Here is a 17,859-nt window from a genome sequence, read left to right as displayed (position 1 = left end):
AAGGGCTCTTGCCCCACCACTCGGCACCTCGCTTAGGCTCGGTGTGCCCGTAATCCGCCAGTGATTTGGGGGGCCGCCGCCACGCGCCATCCATGGCGCGGGGCGGCTAAACCGGCATCCCTGCCGGTTTACCCCCCAAATCCCTGTCGAATTTCGGCCAGCGTGGTTTAACGGGGCGCCTGAGATCAAAAGCAGATCAAGATCAAGAGCGGCTCGCTTCGCATCGTGGTTACGGTTGGTGACTACAAACCAGGCTCAACGGGGCGTGCCCCCTCTCATATTTAGTCCGCAGAGCAGCATCTGACATGACGTTCGACTCGCCCCTCATTGCCTACCAGCACGCTATCGCCCAGCAAGGCTTCGTCTCCGACGACGCCCAGCGTCGGGCGGTGCAGGCTTTGCAAGCCTGTCACGAGGGGTTGCATCAAGGCCATTCGCCAGTTGCCGGGGTCTATCTGTGGGGGCCGGTGGGGCGTGGCAAGACCTGGCTGATGGACCAGTTCCACCAAAGCCTGCGTGTGCCCGCGCGGCGTCAGCATTTTCATCACTTCATGGGGTGGGTGCATCAGCGCTTGTTCCAGCTCACCGGAACCCAGGATCCTTTGCGGGCGCTGGCTCAGGAGCTGAGCCAGGAAGTGCGCGTGCTGTGCTTCGATGAACTGTTTGTCAATGATATCGGCGACGCGATCATCCTCGGGCGGCTGTTCCAGGTGATGTTCGAGCAAGGCGTGGTAATGGTGTGCACCTCCAACCAGCCGCCTGATCAGTTGTATGCCGATGGCTTCAATCGCGAGCGTTTTCTGCCGGGCATCGACGCGCTCCAGCAGCATATGCAAGTGGTGGCGGTGGACGGTGGCGAAGATCATCGCCTGCATCCGGGGGTGGGGCAGCAACGCTATTGGGTGAATCAACCGAATGCACTGGCTGCGGTGTTCAAGCAATTGAGCCAAGGCCAGGCCGTAAGCAGCGGGGCGGTGAGCGTGGGGTACCGCTCCATTGTGGCGGTGCAGGCCAGTGATACGGTGCTCTGGTGTCGTTACGCCGAACTGTGCGAGCAACCCCTGGCCGCGATGGACTTCATGCTGCTGTGCGATCGCTTCGAGGCCATCCTCCTGGGTGAGGTCCCGAACCTCAGCGCCCAACAGCGCCCGGGGCGGATTGCCCGTGGCACCGAGGACGGCGCCGAGCGTGTGATGGCCGGGGACCGCCAATTGCCGCAACTGTCGGTTCATGATGACAGCGTGCGGCGCTTTATCGCCTTGGTGGACGAATGCTACGACCGTAAGGTGCCACTCTTTATCGAGGCCCGGGCACCCTTGGAGTGCCTGTACACCGAAGGCTACCTGGAGTTTCCATTTCGTCGCACCCTGAGCCGCTTGCAAGAGATGCAACTGCAGCGCTTTGCTGTCTAGGAAAAATCCCCACTCCAGGGGCTTTTGCGCGATTTGATGCGAGCAACCTTCGCAATTTCCGTCAGATATTTGTAGTTAATCTCCTTCATCTACTGCCGACTCCACGCTTACAATCGAGGCTCTCAAAGGGGAACGAATCCCTGGTTGTCGTTATCGAGGAAGGAAATGGACACCCCAGACATCCTGGTGCTGCAAGCCAGCTATACCAACGAGGTGCACGCCAACGCCATCGGCTTGCTGCTCAACCACTATGCGCAAGACCCGATGGGCGGCGGCCACGCCTTGTCAGCCGATCTGTTGCAGCAACTGCCGGCTGAACTGGCCAAGCGTCCTCATGCGTTCAGCGTGCTGGCATTTGTCGGTGGCGAACCGGCGGGGTTGGTCAATTGTTTTGAGGGCTTCTCGACGTTTGCTTGCCGCCCGCTGGTCAACGTTCACGATGTGATGGTGAGGGAACAGTTTCGTGGCTTGGGCTTGAGCCAGAAAATGCTGCAGAAGGTCGAAGAAATCGCCCGCCAGAGGGGCTGCTGCAAGATTACTCTGGAAGTGCTTGAGGGCAATGAACTGGCGCAATCGGCGTATCGCAAGTTCGGGTTCGATGATTCAGTATTTGATCCGAAGTATGGCCATATGTTGTTTTGGAGCAAATCGCTGTCATAAATGACTGGCGAAAAAAAGGCGCCATTAGATGGCGCCCAATAAACCTTTGCCAACGGAGCGGGATGGCGCAGGGTATTACGGATTAACTAAGCATTAAATCAACTGTTCGGTTGTTCCTGGCTGACGGTATCGACTTTCAACGTCTTCCCGTCGGCAGAGGCCATTCGTTGCTCTGCTGTGCCGTGAGTTTGCTGTTGAATAAAGCTGAAGTTGTCGTAGAACTCCTTCGAACGCTCTGAACCGCCCTCTGCGAAGGCAGCGGCGGAGGTCAGGGTCATCAGGCTGGCAAGCATCAACGTCGAGATTTTCATCGCGGTATTCCCATTAAGAGTGATAGGTGTCTGGCCGTTCCTTGATCAGAATCATGGAGCGACTATGGCGCTATCTTATTAAGTGGGAATTAACTGACAGGCACTGCGAAGTTAACGATTTTGTTAACTTCGCAGGGAGCGACTACAGCTTCCAGTCCAATGCAAGCGTGATAGATCGCGGGTCACCCCAATACACACCATTATAAAAGCCGACACGTTCGTAATATTTTTTATCAAATAGATTGTTAACGTTAACCGAGGCGGAAACCTGTTCGTCGAACTGGTAGCGTGACATCAGGTTGACCACGGTGTAACCCTGTTGCGTGATCTTCGCCCGCGTGGTTATCGGCCGACCTTCGCTATTGCGTGCCCCTGTGGGCCGGTTACCGAAATCGTAGATTTCGCTTTGCCAGTTCACCGCGCCACCGACGGTGAGGTTGCGCCATGCGCCCGGCAGGCGATAGGCGCTGGAAACCTTCAACAGGTTCAAGGGCTGGCCCGTATTGGTACGTTTGTCTGAGCCATTAAGCGAGTGGGTGTAGGTGTAGCCGGCGGTCAGTTTCCAGTCCGGCCGGATTTCGCCTGCGGCTTCCAATTCGAAGCCGTTGACCTTGTTACCCTTGCCGCCAGACTTGTAGTACTCCTCGCCAGTGACGGGGTTGGGAGGGACCGAGTCATCGCGCTCTGCAACGTTGTCCTGGGTGCTCCAGAAATAGGCGGCCGCCAGGTTCAGACGTTCATTGAGCAGGCTGCCCTTGAGCCCCACCTCATAATTGCTGCCCACCACCGGTTCCAAGTACTTCTTGTTGACGTCACGCCTGTCTTGCGGCTTGAAGATATCGGTGTAGCTTGCGTAAACGGTGTACTGCGGGGTGATGTCATAGAGCAGCCCGGCGTAGGGCGTCCACATGTCGTTGTGGGTCTGGCGTGTTTTGCCGGCAGCCGTCAGTTGATCATTGTCGTTGTATTCAGGCGTGGCGCTTTCCAGCTCCCAGCTGCCGTAGCGGCTACCCAGCACGGCGTGCAAGCGGTCTGTAAGGCTCAGTCGAGTGGCGAGGTAGCCGGCTTTCTGCTGTTTTTTGCTGTGTTCGCCCTTGAGGTCGGTGACCGTGTCGGCGAACTTGCCGATATCGCCCATGTGCTTCCAATCCTCGATGGGGTAGTAGCTGGCAGGCAGGTCGTTACGCATAAAGGGCGAGACGTCCCGTTGGGCGGCCTCGCCATAGCCCATCATCAACCCGTGTTCGCGGCCCAGCAGGGTGTAGCTGCCGGCCAGGTTGAAGTCGATGGCTTCCATCCGCGACGTACCGCGCATATGACTGGCCCAGGCCGTCATGCCGCTGCGGTCCGCATTGGGAAAACCGGTGCCGCCGTAGTAGACCTTGCCGTCGGTGTCACTTTGGCGATGGGTATAGGCAGCCTTCAAATGCCAGTCGCCGCCGAGCCGATGGTCGAGGGTGGCGAAGGTGGTCTTGTCAGTCAGCGGCCAGGAGCTCCAGTGCGCCGCCATATTGGTGGAGCGAGGCAACCTTGCCTTGCCGCCCTGGCTGTTCCAGTAGGGCACAGTGCCCCAGGAGGTGCCTTGTACCTGTTTGTCCTGGTAATCAAAACCTACAGCCAGCACCGTATCGTCTGAAAGGTCACCTTCGAGAATGCCGTAGCCAACTGCGCGCTGCAGCCCATAGTTATCGCGAAAGGATTTGCTGTCACGGTAGGCCAGGACGCTACGCCCGCGCAGCTTACCGTCGAACGCCAAAGGCCCACCTACGTCGATGTAGCTGTAGTAGTTGTCATGGCTGGCGCCACTCACACCGGTCTGTGCCTGCCATTGGGCAGTAGGGCGCTTGCGCACCATGTTTACGGTGGCCGATGGGTCGCCCGCGCCTGTGGTCAGGCCCGTGGCGCCGCGTACCACTTCGATACGGTCGTAGATGATGGTGTCGGCGTCGGACTTCATGTAGCCGAATGTGTTGAGCATCCCATCAACCTGGAAGTTGTTGATGCCGTAACCGCGGGAGGAGTAGTAGACACGGTCCGAATCGTTATGTTGAACGTTGATGCCGGTGGTCTGGCGCAGCACTTCGGTCAAGGTGTTGAGGTTGAAGTCATCCATCTGCTGGCGTGTGATCACCGAGATCGATTGCGGGGTTTCCTTGATGGAAAGGTTCAGGCGGGTGGCGGTATTCATCGAACCGGTGGTGTAGGCACCGGTGTGCTCGGTGGTGGACCCAAGGCCGTCGGCGCTGATAGTGGTCGCGCCCAGCTCCAGGGCTTTGCTGGAGGCTTGTCCGGGGTCGATTTCAGCCAGCAGATCCGGGCTCAGCGCAAGACTGAACAGACCGAAGGTAATGGTCATGGAACGGGTAAAAGGCGCGAACATTGCGGCAGACTCCTTGTCGTCTTTTAACCCTCCCGGGGTGGGAGGGCATGGTTCAAAGACGAAAGGAGGTGTGGAACTTTAGGCTTAAACGAGAATGATTGTTATCTTTGTGTTGCAGCGCCCCTGCTTACTTCGCCACCACTTCGGCGCCATTGGCCTTCTTCGGCTTGATCAGGCTGAAGTCGATCAGGGCCTTCTGCTTGGTTTCGTAAGGGTTGCCGATCAACAAGGGCCGAGGCTTGAAGCTGTCGCTGACCAGGCTCTTGCTGTGGTCCAGTTCGTCAAAACTCAAGCCTGCCATGTCGGCCCAGGTATGGATCAACTGCGAACTGCTGTAAGGCCGTTGCAGGTCGCCGGCGAAACTCCAGTCGTGGCTTTCGCGCCACTTCGGTGAGGCGTAGGCCATGAACGGGATGGTGTACATCGGTGCAGTCGGCTTGCCTTCGTTGCGGCCCAGGGTGTCGTGGCCGGCGGAGTCGAACACGTCTTCGCCGTGGTCCGAGAGGTACAGCAAAAAGCCGTTGGGGTCGGTCTTGGCGTAGTCCTTGATCAGGCTGGAGACCACGAAGTCGTTGTACAGCACTGCGTTGTCATAGCTGTTGTAAGTCGGCAACTGCGCGTCGCTGACACCGGCCGGCACGCCCTGGCGGTCGGTGAACTTGTCGAACGTCGGCGGGTAACGGTACTGGTAGCTCATGTGAGTACCCAGCAGGTGCACCACGATGAACTTGCGCTCGGCGGTATCGGCCAGGGCCTTGGAAAAAGGCGCCAGCACATCGCCGTCGTACTGGCGGGCGTTCTGGTTGCGGTTGTTGTTCAGGTACACCTGCTCGTCGGCCTGTTCGGAAAAGGTCGTGAGCATGGTGTTGCGCTTGGTCATGGTCTGCTGGTTGGTGATCCAGAAGGTCTTGTAGCCGGCCTGTTTCATCACGCTGACAATCGACGGCGTCTTGAGGTACAGGTCCGGGTTTTCTTCATCGGCAAAGGTCAGCACCTGTTGCAGCGCTTCAATGGTATAGGGGCGAGGGGTGATGACGTTATCGAACACGGCCAGTTGGTCGCGCAGCTTGTCCAGTTCCGGCGTGGTGTTGCGCGGATAACCGTACAGGCTCATGCGCTGGCGGTTGGTGGACTCGCCGATTACCAGTACCAGCGTGGACGGCTGGCCGGCCATGCTGTCCTTGAGGTTCTTCAATGGCGGGATCTGGCTTGCGCTGTTGAGCATGCCCTGCATATTGTCCAGCTGTTCGGTGTAGCGACGGTAGGCGACGATCATCTGCCAAGGCACGGCAGGCTCGATACGGGTTTCGAAACGATCAATGGCCAATTCCATGGTTTCGCTGGTGGCGATTTGCTTGACCAGCGGGTAGCCCACAACCGCCAGGACAATGGCGATGGCCGCCACGATCGACTGGCCGCGAGGCAGGTACACCGGGCGCAGGCGCGTCCAGAGGAAGATAGCGAAGGCGGTGTGGGCTATGAACGCCAACACGATCCACCAGGCAAAATATTGGGTCGCGTATTCGCCCGCTTCGGAGATGTTCGACTCGAACATGATGAAGATGACGCTCTGGGAGAACTCCTGCTGGTAAATGAAGAAGTAACCCAGGCTGGCCATGGAGCAGGCCCACAACACTACACCGATCAAGGCGGCAAGCAGGCGTGTCTTGCGCGGGAACAGCAACATCGGCGCCAGCCACAGTGCACTCATGAAGAATGCCTGGCGGAAACCACTGAAGCCGGACGTGCCGGTCAGTTGGATAAGAAGCTGGGTAATACCCGAGAAATACCAGAAAAACAGGAATAGCCAACCAAGGCCGGCCCAATCAAAGCCTTTCGCAGTCGTCGTGCTGCGTTTGAACATCGCCATCCAGCGCCCCATCAGTCAATGATCGTCGCGCAGAGTCGCGCGACATCGGGCCGCTCAGAACGTGAGCGGCATCGCGGGCGGGAGTATCAGGATAAGTGTGTGAAAACTTTGTGAGTTTTCCGTAGGTATTGCCTTACAAACTGACCAGGTGCGTTCAGCAGAGCGCCGGCTTGGCCTGGGATGGCAGCTCGAGCTGGGCTTGAAGGTGTGAACGCAGACGCAGGACTTCCTGTTGCAACTGATCGCGCTCGTCCTTCAACTGGCGCAATTCATCGCGACGGATGCTGACGTAGAGGGTCTGTGGCGGGCGGGTCATCTGTGCTGTGCTCATTGCTTACCTCGCAAATAGCCGGTAGATCGCGCTGCTCAAACAGGGTTTGGGCAACAGTCGGAAGCAAGTTTGAATTCTTTTTTGCGGCAATGGAACTTTTTTATTTTTGGCGGTCGTGTGACTTTTCAGGCGGTGATGGTGAAACGATGGCAACTTTTTTGTCATGAAACTACACGGATCCGCTCTGGACTAACCCTCATTAGCCTCATTGCGCTATAAACTATGTCACACATTTTTTAGAAGTTAGGAGCATCAGCACATGCAACTGGGGATTATCGGACTAGGCCGCATGGGCGGTAACATTGCGCGGCGCCTGATGCTCAATGGGCATACCACCGTTGTATACGACCGTAACGAAGCCTTCGTCAAAGCCTTGAGCGAGGAGGGCGCCACTGGCGTCGCCGACTTGAATGCCCTGGTGGCTGGCCTGCAAAAGCCCCGTGCGGTCTGGGTAATGTTGCCGGCGGGCGCGCCCACCGAAGACACCATCAATGCCTTGAGCGAGCTGCTCGAAGACGGCGATGTGATCATCGACGGCGGCAATACCAACTACAAGGATGATGTACGTCGCGGCAAGGCCCTGGCTGAAAAGGGCCTGCACTACGTTGACGTCGGCACTTCCGGCGGCGTCTGGGGCCTGGAGCGTGGCTATTGCATGATGATCGGCGGCGACGTCGAGACCGTGCAGCGCCTGGACCCGATCTTCAAGAGCCTGGCCCCCGGCCTTGGCAATATCCCGCGCACCAAGGACCGTTCGGCCGCAGCCGACCCACGCGCCGAGCACGGTTATATCCATGCAGGCCCGGCGGGTTCCGGTCACTTCGTCAAGATGATCCACAACGGCATTGAATACGGAATGATGCAGGCGTTCGCCGAAGGTTTTGACATCCTCAAGACCAAGAACTCGGAAAACCTGCCGGAGGATCAGCGCTTTGACCTCAACGTTGCCGATATCGCCGAAGTCTGGCGCCGTGGCAGCGTGGTGTCGTCGTGGCTGCTGGACTTGACCGCCGACGCCCTGGCCACCGACCCGAAACTCGATGGTTACTCCGGTTCCGTAGCGGACAGCGGCGAAGGCCGTTGGACCATCGAAGCGGCCATGGAACAAGCGGTGCCGGTACCGGTGCTGTCGACGTCGCTGTTTGCGCGTTTCCGCTCCCGCCAGCAGAGCACCTACGGCGACAAAATGCTGTCTGCCATGCGCTTCGGCTTTGGCGGCCATGTGGAGACCTCCAAAAAATGACCGCCAACGGCAAGAAACCCAAGGCCGAACCCGCTCCACCTACCACGTTGTTTCTGTTTGGCGCCCATGGCGACCTGGTCAAGCGCCTGCTCATGCCGGCGCTGTACAACCTGAGCCGCGACGGGTTGCTGGGCGATGGCCTGCGTATTGTCGGCGTTGATCACAACGCCATCAGCGACGCAGACTTCGCCAAGAAGCTTGAGGATTTCATTCGCACCGAAGCCGCCAGCAAGGTCCGGGGCAATGCTGAACATGCCCTGGACCCTGCGCTGTGGGCGCAACTGGCCAAGGGCATCAGCTATGTCGAGGGCGACTTCCTCGACGACGGCACCTACGCGGATATTGCGCAGAAGATCGCCGACAGCGGCACCGGCAACGCCGTGTTCTACCTCGCCACTGCGCCGCGCTTCTTCAGTGAAGTGGTGCAGCGCCTGGGCAGTGCCGGTTTGTTGAATGAAACGGACGATGGCTTTCGGCGTGTGGTTATCGAGAAGCCGTTCGGCTCCGACCTGGCCACCGCCGAGGCGCTGAACGCGTGCCTGCTCAAGGTGATGAGCGAGAAGCAGATCTACCGCATCGACCATTACCTGGGCAAGGAGACGGTGCAGAATATTCTGGTCAGCCGCTTCTCCAACGTGCTGTTCGAAGCGTTCTGGAACAACCATTACATCGATCACGTGCAAATCACCGCGGCTGAAACCGTCGGCGTTGAAACCCGAGGTAACTTTTTCGAAAAAACCGGCACACTGCGCGACATGGTGCCCAACCATCTGTTCCAGCTACTGGCGATGGTCGCCATGGAACCGCCGGCAGCCTTTGGTGCCGATGCGGTGCGCGGTGAGAAAGCCAAGGTGGTGGGTGCGATCCGTCCTTGGTCGCTGGAAGATGCGCGGGCCAACTCCGTGCGTGGTCAGTACACCGCTGGCGAAATCGCTGGCAAGCCATTGCCCGGTTATCGCGAAGAAGCCAACGTCGCACCCGACAGCAGCACCGAGACCTTCGTTGCGCTCAAAGTGATGATCGATAACTGGCGTTGGGTCGGTGTGCCGTTTTACTTGCGAACCGGCAAGCGCATGAGCATCCGCGACACCGAGATCGTGATCTGCTTCAAGCAGGCGCCTTATGCGCAATTTCGCGATACCGAAGTCGATGAGCTCAAGCCCACTTACTTGAAAATCCAGATCCAGCCGAACGAAGGCATGTGGTTCGACCTGCTGGCCAAGAAGCCTGGGCCGACTCTGGAGATGGCCAATATCGAGTTGGGTTTTGACTACAAGGACTTCTTCGAGATGCAGCCCTCGACAGGTTACGAAACCCTGATCTACGACTGTTTGACCGGCGATCAGACGTTGTTCCAGCGTGCCGACAACATCGAGAACGGTTGGCGCGCCGTGCAGCCGTTCCTGGATGCATGGAAGGAAGACGACGGTATCCAGGCCTACAAGGCTGGCGAAGATGGCCCGGTGGCAGCGGATGCGTTACTCGCTCGTGACGGCCGCACCTGGCACAGCCTCGGATGAGTGACGTAACGATTCATCCCATCCGCTTTGTCCTCAGTGATGTAGACGGGACGCTGTTGCACCCCGACCACAGCCTCAGTCAGCGCACCGCCGACGCAATTGCTGCGATGCGTGAAGCCGGGGTGCTGTTCAGCCTCGCCAGCGGGCGTCCGCCCAAGGCGATGCTGCATTTGATCGAGACGTTTGGCATCGATGTGCCGGTGGCCGGCTTCAACGGCGGCACGCTGGTCAACCCGGATGGCAGTATCCTGGTGGCTCACCATTTGCCGGCAGACGCGGCACTGGTCACGCTGGCGCTGTTTTCTGCCGAGCCGGACGTGGAGGTGTGGGTGTTTGCCGACGGCGATTGGCTGCGCCGCGACCCGCCAGGGCCAATGATGCAGCGCGAAGCTGATGGCTTGGGCTATGGCCCGGTGGTCGTGGAGAGTTTCGAGCCCTACCTGGACCGGGTCGACAAGATTGTCGCGGCCAGTAACAACACGCAGTTGCTGGTGGAGTTGGAAGCGCAGTTGCAGCCCAAGGTACAAGGTTTGGCTCAGGTATCGCGTTCGCAGCCGGTGTATCTGGACGTGACCGCAATGCTGGCTAACAAAGGCGAAGCCTTGAAAACCCTGGCCGAGCACCTTGGCGTGCCGCTGAACCAGACCGCCGCCATCGGCGACGGCGGCAACGATCCGGCGATGTTTCACGTGGCTGGGTTGTCGATTGCCATGGGTCAGGCTGAAGAAACCGTCAAGCGTCAGGCCAATGTGGTGACCGGCAGCAACGTCGAGGACGGGGCTGCCGAGGCATTCGAGCGGTTTATTCTCGCGTCATGCTAAGTACTTGAAGTGTTATTGCACAACTTCCAGCCGATGTTTGACGTTGGCTGGAAGTTGTCGCATTGAATTACTTCGGCATTGCCCAGGACTGTAACTGGTAGCCATCTTTGTCGAGCTCGGCGCGAGCCTGCAACAACAGGTCTTCCAGTTGAGCCGGGTCGGTATAGGCAGTCGACGATAGCTGTTTTCTGCCGATACGGGTGTTGGTCCGGTCGATGACGCTCAGGCTGAGGGCGCCATTGCCATCGTGCCAGGCCACGCACTGAAAGGGTTGGAAGGCACGGTCTGCAATCAAAAGAGCTTCGTTGATGCGCAGCGGAGCGTTCATTTGGGTCTTCTCTCTGTATGCCCATTCAAGTGAGTACCGGCGGTTGGGCTGACCGTACGGTGGGTTACTTGTACTGATGCACGATGATGGGGTGCGGGTCACATGCTAGAGCAAGAAATTTTAACTTTCCCTGACTAACGTCATGTAAGCGGCTGTTTTGAAAGCTGATTGAAAGTTTCGGCAGCAGCAAACTTTTTGCCCCCGATTAAACACACATGGCTTTTTGCCCGCACTTATAGCGAAATAGTACAAGGTGAGCGTCAAGATCTTGCTAGGGTTAGCGCCAGGCGCCCCAAATCCTTGTTTCTAAATAACTTTAATAATCTGGCGCCAAGGAATCGTCATGATTGTGACACCTGTTCAACGCCGCTTGCTGGTAGTCGAGCCCTGTGATGACTGTCACAGGCTACTACCCGGCTTGCGCACTGCCGGCTGGGAAGTTGACAGCTGTGCATTGCAGGCGGTGGGGGATCGTTCTTGCGATGTGGGCCTGCTCCGCTTGCAGCCCTGCCATCTGGAACGCCCCGAGGCGGTCAAGGAGTTGATTGGCCGCAGCGGTACCGAGTGGATCGCCGTGCTCAGTCCTGAAGTCCTGCGTTTGCAGAATGTCGCAGACTTTGTCTGCGAATGGTTCTTCGATTTTCATACCTTGCCGTTCGATGTGGCTCGGGTCCAGGTGACCATTGGGCGTGCGTTTGGCATGGCGCGACTGCGGGGCAAGGGTGTCGTGCCGGTAGATGAAGCCCACGAGTTGTTAGGCGACAGCCGCCCGATTCGTGAACTGCGCAAACTGTTGTCGAAGTTGGCGCCCACCGAATCGCCGGTACTGATTCGTGGCGACAGCGGCACCGGCAAAGAGCTGGTCGCCAAGACCCTTCATCGACAATCCCAGCGCCACGCCAAACCGTTTGTGGCGATTAACTGTGGGGCGATCCCTGAACATCTGATCCAGTCGGAACTGTTCGGCCATGAAAAGGGCGCCTTTACCGGCGCACATCAGCGCAAGGTCGGACGGATTGAGGCGGCCCACGGTGGCACGTTGTTTCTGGATGAAATCGGCGATTTGCCGATGGAGCTGCAAGCCAACCTGTTGCGCTTTCTTCAGGAAAAACATATCGAGCGCGTCGGCGGCAGCCAACCCATTTCGGTGGATGTGCGGGTGCTGGCAGCCACCCATGTGGATCTTGAAGCCGCGGTGGAGAAGGGCGCCTTTCGCGAAGACCTGTATTACCGCCTCAATGTCTTGCAAGTAGTCACGGCCCCATTGCGCGAGCGCCATGGTGACGTGGCGATGCTGGCCAATCATTTTTCGCGTTTCTACAGCCAGGAAACCGGCCGACGCCCGCGCAGCTTCAGCGAAGAGGCATTGGTGGCGATGGGGCAACACCCGTGGCCGGGCAATGTGCGTGAGCTGGCCAACCGTGTGCGCCGCGGTCTGGTGCTGGCCGAAGGGCGCCAGATCGAAGCCGTGGACCTGGGGCTGCAAGGCCAGCAGGTACTTTCGCCGCCGATGGCGACACTGGAAGACTACAAGCACCGCGCCGAACGCCAGGCGTTGTGCGATGTGCTCAATCGGCACAGCGATAATTTCAGTGTTGCAGCCCGTGTGCTGGGGATTTCCCGGCCGACGTTCTACCGGCTGCTGCACAAGCACCAGATCCGCTAAGGCGGGTTGTGGAGGGTAATGCCGGTCACTTAAGCGCAGATCCCCTGTGGGAGGGAGCTTGCTCCCGATGGCGGCCTCAGGACCGGCCGGGATGTTGGATTAGACCGAGTACATATCCGTTATTTGGGTAACGGCTGCTACTGGTTCCGCTCTTACAGCGGTTCACTTTTGAAAAGAAGAGCCCAAAAGTAACCAAAAGGCTCTTGCCCCACCACTCGGCACCTCGCCTGGGCTCGGTGTGCCCGTAATCCGCCAGGGATTTGGGGGCCCCCCGCCACGCGCCATCCATGGCGCGGGGCGGCTAAACCGGCATCCCTGCCGGTTTACCCCCCAAATCCCTGTCGAATTCCGGCCAGCGTGGTTTGACGGGGCGCCTAAGATCAAAAGCAGATCAAGATCAAGAACGGCTCGCTTCGCATCGTGGTTGCCATTGGCGACTGCAAAGTTGTGTAGATACCTATGCCCCGATAGCGGTGGATCAACCAACATCAATGTTTGCTGGGCCGACGTCTTCGCGGGCTTGCCCCTCCCACTTTTTCGCGGTCAGAAGTAGTACGGGAATTTCAGGCTGAACGTAAAGTCCGGCGCATCATCGGTCATCCCGATCGCCAGGTTCGGCACAATGGTCAGGTTATCCGAGGCGGCAATCGTCATGCCTACGTTGAAATAACCCGCGTTGGCATCGCTGGACACCACCGATTGCCAGTCGCCGCCGTCCGGCTTGAGCTTGCTCTTGCGCTGCACCAGATCGGAAACCGAGAACGACATGCTCATCTTCTCGTTCAAGGCGAACGCCACACCGACACCGAACTGGAAGCTGTCGCCCAGGCGTACTTTGCCCCCCACCTTCTGGTTGACTTCACTGCTGATGTCATCGAACGAGTCTTCGAAGTTGTGGGTATACGACAGCGAACCGAACAGCACCGCCGGGTCGAAGGTCTTGACCAGGGAAATGCCCGGTGTAACCGACCAGACCCCGTTGCCCGTAGGCAGGCTTTCCGGCAAGTAGAGGTTGTCGTTGTTGGGTTGCCTGACCAGCTTGATGCCGAACGGCTCTTTACCCGTGGGCGCCTTGACGCGCACAGACACTACCGCATCCGGCAAGGTCGGCGTTTCGTCGAGGAACTTGTAGGCCACGCCAAAGTTGACGTCACCGATGGTAGGGTCGCGGGTCACCGAGGCTTCCGAGGTAGCGGTGGCATCGTTGCCGGCGCCGCCGGACTGGTAGGTCGAATCGCGGTACACCACGGGGACGTTCAGATCGAACTGCCAGCGGTTGTCGACGTTGTAGCGCCCGGTAAGGTCCAGGGTCCAACTGTCGGACTTGATCCGGTCCAGGTTGATATTGCCCAGAAAGATCGAGTCCAGCGCCAGGAAGCCATTGAGGGTCAATTGGCGTGCGTCGTAACGGGCATAGGTGATGCCGGTTTCCACGCTGAACTTGCCATTGCCGAAAAAGCCGCTGGCCTCGTTGTACAGGTTGCTCACACTTTGCGCAGGGGCCGAGTCGTCCTTGAGGGATTGGCCGTAGGAGCTGCCGCCACCGCCTGCACCACCTGACGCTGCGGCTGCACCGGTACCCGTGGCGGCGACAGCGTTAGCGCCTTGCTTGAAGTCGGCAGGTGATTTGGCCAAGCGCTTGGGGGCGGGCGCTGCGGGTTGATCCTCTACCTGACGCACGCGTTGCTCCAGCACGGCCAAGGCTTTTTGCTGCACGTCATAGCGTTGCTTGAGTTCCAGCAGTTCCTTTTTCAGGGTTTCGATATCGGCGTCTGGCGCGGCATACAGCAAGGATGCGGGCAAGAGCGTACTTAAACAAATCACCGCGCGTAGCGATAACGATCGATGCATGAAATAAGCCGTCCTGTTCTAATGCGAAAGTGTCGAGGGTCAGCGTAGTTCAATAACCGAGCGTGCGTAGGCCTTTGAGTTGATCCAAATTGCAGTTCAACGCGCCGTTGTTCAAGCCGTTATTGTTCATCACGACGTTGAGTTGGGTGATGTTTCTGACAAGGTTGCTGTTGCCGGTCAGCACCGTTCCCTGCAGCACATTGCCGCCGCCGATCTGCTGCAGGCTGTTGCCCTGGTTGTGGTTGGCCTGGATCGCCATCTGTACGCCGCCGTTGTTGGCCGAAACGCTGACGCGGCCCGCCGCGCTGTCGCCGGTCACGGTGCCGCCGGCCATCAGCACTTGCCCCGTTTGCAGGTTACTGGCGGGGGCGACACCATTCTCGATGCTGATGCCCACATCGTTGTAGGCGGTGTTGCCATCGCCTGCGGTGCGCACGCTTTGGGTTACGCCCTGGCCGCTGCCGAGGCCGGCGCCACCGACCACATTACCGGTGCCGGTGTTTGGCAGGCTGCCGTTACCCGTGGAGCCGGTGGTTTGCACATAGAATTGCGGAGTAACGGTGGTCTTGTCGATCTGCATGTTAGCCGTGCCGGTAATGCGGTCACCGACGGCGTTGGTCCAGGTGCTGCTCATGACAATGCCGAAGCTGATGATGCGCCCCGGCATTACGTAACGGCCACGCAAGTCGGCCATCTGCGCATCATTGAGTTCGATCGGTTTGAAAGCCGATGAAGCATAGGCGGGCATAGAGGCTGCCAGACACAAGACCGTCAGCCAACGGAAAGTGTTCATCTGCTGCTCCTGGGGCGTCCTGCCCCTTATTGCGCTTCTAGAAGAAGTCGCTCTGGATAAAACCGAAATCCATCAACTCGGCATCGCCCACGGGCCGGAACGCGTTCAACTGGTTCTTGGCCGTCAGCGGAGTGGGCGGGTCAAGCAAGACGTTGGCCTTGTCGTAACCTTCACCCAGCACGGCAAACACAATGCCATTCCAGCCTTTGACGAAGTCGTCACGGGAATAGCGCTTGTGCCCCAGCACGGGATCGCCGATATACACCCAGTCCTTGTCGGCCCGCTGCATCACCACGAAGTGCTTGTAGCCACGAATCTCCAGCAGCACCACCACGGGAATCTTCACCGTCACCAGGGTATCGGGTGCGATCTTGTAGCCGCGGGCACGCATACCGATGCTTTCGAGGTAGCGCTTCATATCCAGCATGGAAAAGCCTTGGGTGCGCACCAGGTCCTGGTCGGCGGTTACCAGCATCCCTTTGATGATGTGGTCTTCGTCGACGTCCAGCCAATAGGCCTGGCGCAGGATGGTCGCGAGTGCCGCGGCACCGCAGCTGAAATCGGTTTTCTGTTCCACCAGGTTGGCGAACCGGCGCTCACGGATGCTCTCGACCTTCTTGAAGATCACCGCACCGCCGGGCATGGCGGAAATCGCCATGGTGCCTGCCCAGGTTGTGCCGGTGAGCAACATCAAGAGGGTGAGGGTCGCGATACGCATGATCGAATGACCTGTTGGGCACTGAAATAAAAAGGGCCTTGTTGCCAAGGCCCCGTTGGATCAGAAGCGCACGCCGCTAGGGCAGGCGGTGCAACCTTGACCGATCACCAGGCTGTTGCTGCCCTGGTTGCCCGCACCGGATTGCAGGTTGACGCCTACGTTGCCTGAGTTGCGGTTGACCGAGTTGTCGAGGCTGGAATTGTTCGACACGTATTGAGCTTTGCCACCATAGCCGTGGCTGCTGGCGGCGGTGCTGAGGAAGTTGTTGGCAAGCGAGTTTTGTTCGGTATTGGCTGCCGCCGCGATATTTTTCCCGTCAGCGGTCACGATAGCCAGGTTGTTTTTACCTTGGTTGCCTTGACCGGACTGGCCGTTGTAACCGACGTTGCCGGAGTTACCGTTAACAGCATTATCCAGGGAGGAGTTGTTTTGCGTGCCTTTGTTGATGAAGCTGTTCAGCCCGCTGTTTTGATTCACGTCGACCACGCCGAACACGGTCGCTGCATCGCCTTTGGCGCTGGAGATGGCGGCAGAGTTGTCGGCCTGGTTGCCACTGCCAGACTGCACGTTGACGCCGACGTTACCGCTGTTGCCATTGACGGAGTCATCGGCAGACGCGTTGTTTTCGGTTTTGGTGTCGTTGAATTTATTGCCTGCGCTGTTTTGTACATCCGTGACGACAGCAGCAATTACGCCCGTTGGCTGAGGCGCTGGGTGCCAGCCACCCGCTTGAGCAGCTGCTGCCATGAGTGCGGCGAGAGCGAAAACCAGAGGTTTCAGAGCCATTTGAGGTTTCATGGTGTTTCTCCTTGCTTCTAATTAGTTGGGTTAAGTGTTGGTACGGTCTAACTAACGTCTACCAAGCGGTTACTTGATAGTGATGCCCAGGGTGTTAGCCACTCGGTTCCCCACCCCGGCACTCTGGTTCACCTGAATCACTCCTCGGCTGCCGGTGAAGGCCTGGTCGCTGGTCGCGACCTGGCGGCTGCCAGTGGTGGGGGTGAGCCCTGAGTCGGTCAACTGCGTCGTGTTCTGTTGCAACAGGACGCTGTCATCGATGCTTTGCGGGCCAGGGTTGAGGCTGATCCGCACCGCGTTGATTGATTGGTTATTGGCCCCGGCCGACTGGTTAACGCCCAGCACGCCGTTGCCATTGATAAATGAAGCGCCCTGAATCGCCACCTTGGCACTCAAGGACGGGTCGACGTTGCCGTCGAGCCGCTGGATATTCACATTGGTGGCCTGGCCATCGAGCGCGATTGCGCGGCTGTTGGACATCTGTTGCTGGTTGCCGGCGGCCTGGTTGATCGACAGCACACCTTCGTACTGTTGGCCGCTGTTATTGATAACGGCGGTGTTGTCGGCCATTGCCGAGACGCTGCCCAGCAGGGCGATGGTCAACAGGATGCGCTTCATCATTTGCCCCCCAGCATGTTGCCCAGATTGTTCAAGGGCGCCATGCCGCGCTGGATCGAACCATTGATCTGCCCAGCCATGCTGCTGCCCGCGCCATGGCCGGCGGCTGCACCGGCGCCCTGGGTCGACAGGCTGTTTTGCGTGGCGCTCAGGCCAGACAGGTTGCCGTTGGGCTGGATGGATCGCGCAAGGCCAGAACCGCTGCGGATGCCGCCAATGTCCCGATCACTGAGTTCGCCGGAGGTGGCACTGATGATTTCTTTGCTGGGGTTGGCGTTGGCAGTGGTGGGGTATGGATCGGGGAGGGAGGTGCGCCCGTACATGTGACCCTGCACGGTTCGCCCTGTCACGATAACGCCATCGCCCGCATGGCTGATGCCGGCGCTGAGCACGCAGCTGATCAGCAGTACGGTTATCGAGGCGTGTGTGAGTGTGATCACGGCGGCAGTCCTTGTTCTGAACGCTGACCCTAAACAGCGTTATCAGGGAAAGAGCAGAACCCGTGCCGCTTTTTGTTTACGTAGAAAATTCAATGGGTT

The 17,859-nt window shown here is 58.7% G+C and carries 17 protein-coding genes; 6 read left to right on the top strand and 11 right to left on the bottom strand.

The features are described 5' to 3' along the window. Positions 1 to 305: 305 nt before the first annotated feature. Both zapE and TK42_RS12395 read left to right on the top strand, forming a co-directional pair. Positions 306 to 1,412 (top strand): cell division protein ZapE, encoded by a 1,107-nt coding sequence (zapE, locus tag TK42_RS12400; protein WP_103734324.1) that lies wholly within the window; start codon positions 306 to 308, stop codon positions 1,410 to 1,412. A gap of 165 nt (positions 1,413 to 1,577) precedes the next feature. Beyond that, a complete protein-coding gene (locus tag TK42_RS12395; RefSeq protein WP_032875912.1) occupies positions 1,578 to 2,072 on the top strand; it encodes an N-acetyltransferase in 495 nt (164 codons plus the stop codon). A 98-nt stretch (positions 2,073 to 2,170) separates the two neighbouring features. Here TK42_RS12395 and TK42_RS12390 read toward each other — a convergent pair whose 3' ends face one another. From TK42_RS12390 to TK42_RS26885, 4 genes are all read right to left on the bottom strand, one after another. Beyond that, positions 2,171 to 2,383, bottom strand: a complete 213-nt coding sequence (locus TK42_RS12390; protein WP_032875909.1) for a hypothetical protein — start codon at positions 2,381 to 2,383, stop codon at positions 2,171 to 2,173. A 142-nt stretch (positions 2,384 to 2,525) separates the two neighbouring features. Next, the gene (locus TK42_RS12385) at positions 2,526 to 4,763 is read right to left on the bottom strand and encodes a TonB-dependent siderophore receptor (RefSeq protein WP_103734323.1); all 2,238 of its coding nucleotides are present in this window, start codon (positions 4,761 to 4,763) and stop codon (positions 2,526 to 2,528) included. 127 nt (positions 4,764 to 4,890) lie between these two features. Next, positions 4,891 to 6,633 (bottom strand): phosphoethanolamine transferase CptA, encoded by a 1,743-nt coding sequence (locus tag TK42_RS12380; RefSeq protein WP_103734322.1) that lies wholly within the window; start codon positions 6,631 to 6,633, stop codon positions 4,891 to 4,893. A 154-nt stretch (positions 6,634 to 6,787) separates the two neighbouring features. Beyond that, entirely contained in the window at positions 6,788 to 6,964 is a 177-nt protein-coding gene (locus TK42_RS26885) for a DUF6026 family protein (RefSeq protein ID WP_157243918.1), read from the bottom strand. A 259-nt stretch (positions 6,965 to 7,223) separates the two neighbouring features. Here TK42_RS26885 and gnd point away from each other — a divergent pair, with 259 nt between their 5' ends. The 3 genes from gnd to TK42_RS12365 are packed head-to-tail and all read left to right on the top strand — an operon-like array spanning position 7,224 to position 10,548. Beyond that, entirely contained in the window at positions 7,224 to 8,207 is a 984-nt protein-coding gene (gnd, locus tag TK42_RS12375; protein ID WP_032875901.1) for a phosphogluconate dehydrogenase (NAD(+)-dependent, decarboxylating), read from the top strand. After that, a complete protein-coding gene (gene zwf / locus TK42_RS12370) occupies positions 8,204 to 9,727 on the top strand; it encodes a glucose-6-phosphate dehydrogenase (RefSeq protein WP_005788671.1) in 1,524 nt (507 codons plus the stop codon). The genes gnd and zwf overlap by 4 nt, the downstream gene beginning before the upstream one ends. Continuing rightward, the gene (locus tag TK42_RS12365) at positions 9,724 to 10,548 is read left to right on the top strand and encodes an HAD family hydrolase (RefSeq protein WP_103734321.1); all 825 of its coding nucleotides are present in this window, start codon (positions 9,724 to 9,726) and stop codon (positions 10,546 to 10,548) included. The genes zwf and TK42_RS12365 overlap by 4 nt, the downstream gene beginning before the upstream one ends. 67 nt (positions 10,549 to 10,615) lie before the next feature. On the opposite strand, the gene TK42_RS12360 is transcribed toward TK42_RS12365, so the two are convergent. After that, on the bottom strand, positions 10,616 to 10,876 hold the full coding sequence (locus tag TK42_RS12360) for a hypothetical protein (protein WP_032875895.1): 261 nt from the start codon (positions 10,874 to 10,876) through the stop codon (positions 10,616 to 10,618). 343 nt (positions 10,877 to 11,219) lie between these two features. On the opposite strand from TK42_RS12360, the gene TK42_RS12355 reads away from it, so the two are divergent. After that, positions 11,220 to 12,542, top strand: coding sequence for a sigma-54 dependent transcriptional regulator (locus TK42_RS12355; protein WP_078821498.1), 1,323 nt, complete (start codon positions 11,220 to 11,222; stop codon positions 12,540 to 12,542). 543 nt (positions 12,543 to 13,085) lie between these two features. Here TK42_RS12355 and TK42_RS12345 read toward each other — a convergent pair. From TK42_RS12345 to TK42_RS12320, 6 genes are all read right to left on the bottom strand, one after another. Next, positions 13,086 to 14,393, bottom strand: a complete 1,308-nt coding sequence (locus TK42_RS12345) for an autotransporter outer membrane beta-barrel domain-containing protein (protein WP_032875889.1) — start codon at positions 14,391 to 14,393, stop codon at positions 13,086 to 13,088. 49 nt (positions 14,394 to 14,442) lie between these two features. Then, the gene (locus TK42_RS12340) at positions 14,443 to 15,186 is read right to left on the bottom strand and encodes a hypothetical protein (RefSeq protein ID WP_032875886.1); all 744 of its coding nucleotides are present in this window, start codon (positions 15,184 to 15,186) and stop codon (positions 14,443 to 14,445) included. A gap of 37 nt (positions 15,187 to 15,223) precedes the next feature. Continuing rightward, positions 15,224 to 15,904: a C39 family peptidase gene (locus TK42_RS12335; protein ID WP_103734319.1), complete on the bottom strand. Its 681-nt coding sequence runs from the start codon at positions 15,902 to 15,904 to the stop codon at positions 15,224 to 15,226. A gap of 60 nt (positions 15,905 to 15,964) precedes the next feature. Continuing rightward, positions 15,965 to 16,702, bottom strand: a complete 738-nt coding sequence (locus TK42_RS12330) for a hypothetical protein (protein ID WP_103734318.1) — start codon at positions 16,700 to 16,702, stop codon at positions 15,965 to 15,967. A gap of 69 nt (positions 16,703 to 16,771) precedes the next feature. Next, the gene (locus TK42_RS12325; protein ID WP_032875877.1) at positions 16,772 to 17,320 is read right to left on the bottom strand and encodes a hypothetical protein; all 549 of its coding nucleotides are present in this window, start codon (positions 17,318 to 17,320) and stop codon (positions 16,772 to 16,774) included. Then, positions 17,320 to 17,760: a hypothetical protein gene (locus tag TK42_RS12320; RefSeq protein WP_005788654.1), complete on the bottom strand. Its 441-nt coding sequence runs from the start codon at positions 17,758 to 17,760 to the stop codon at positions 17,320 to 17,322. Before TK42_RS12320 ends, TK42_RS12325 begins: the two co-directional genes overlap by 1 nt. Positions 17,761 to 17,859 lie beyond the last annotated feature (99 nt).

It is taken from the genome of Pseudomonas sp. GZJR-8 (assembly GCF_002916705.1).
Lineage (GTDB): Bacteria > Pseudomonadota > Gammaproteobacteria > Pseudomonadales > Pseudomonadaceae > Aquipseudomonas > Aquipseudomonas synxantha_A.
This window is presented reverse-complemented; position numbering and strand designations above follow the sequence as displayed.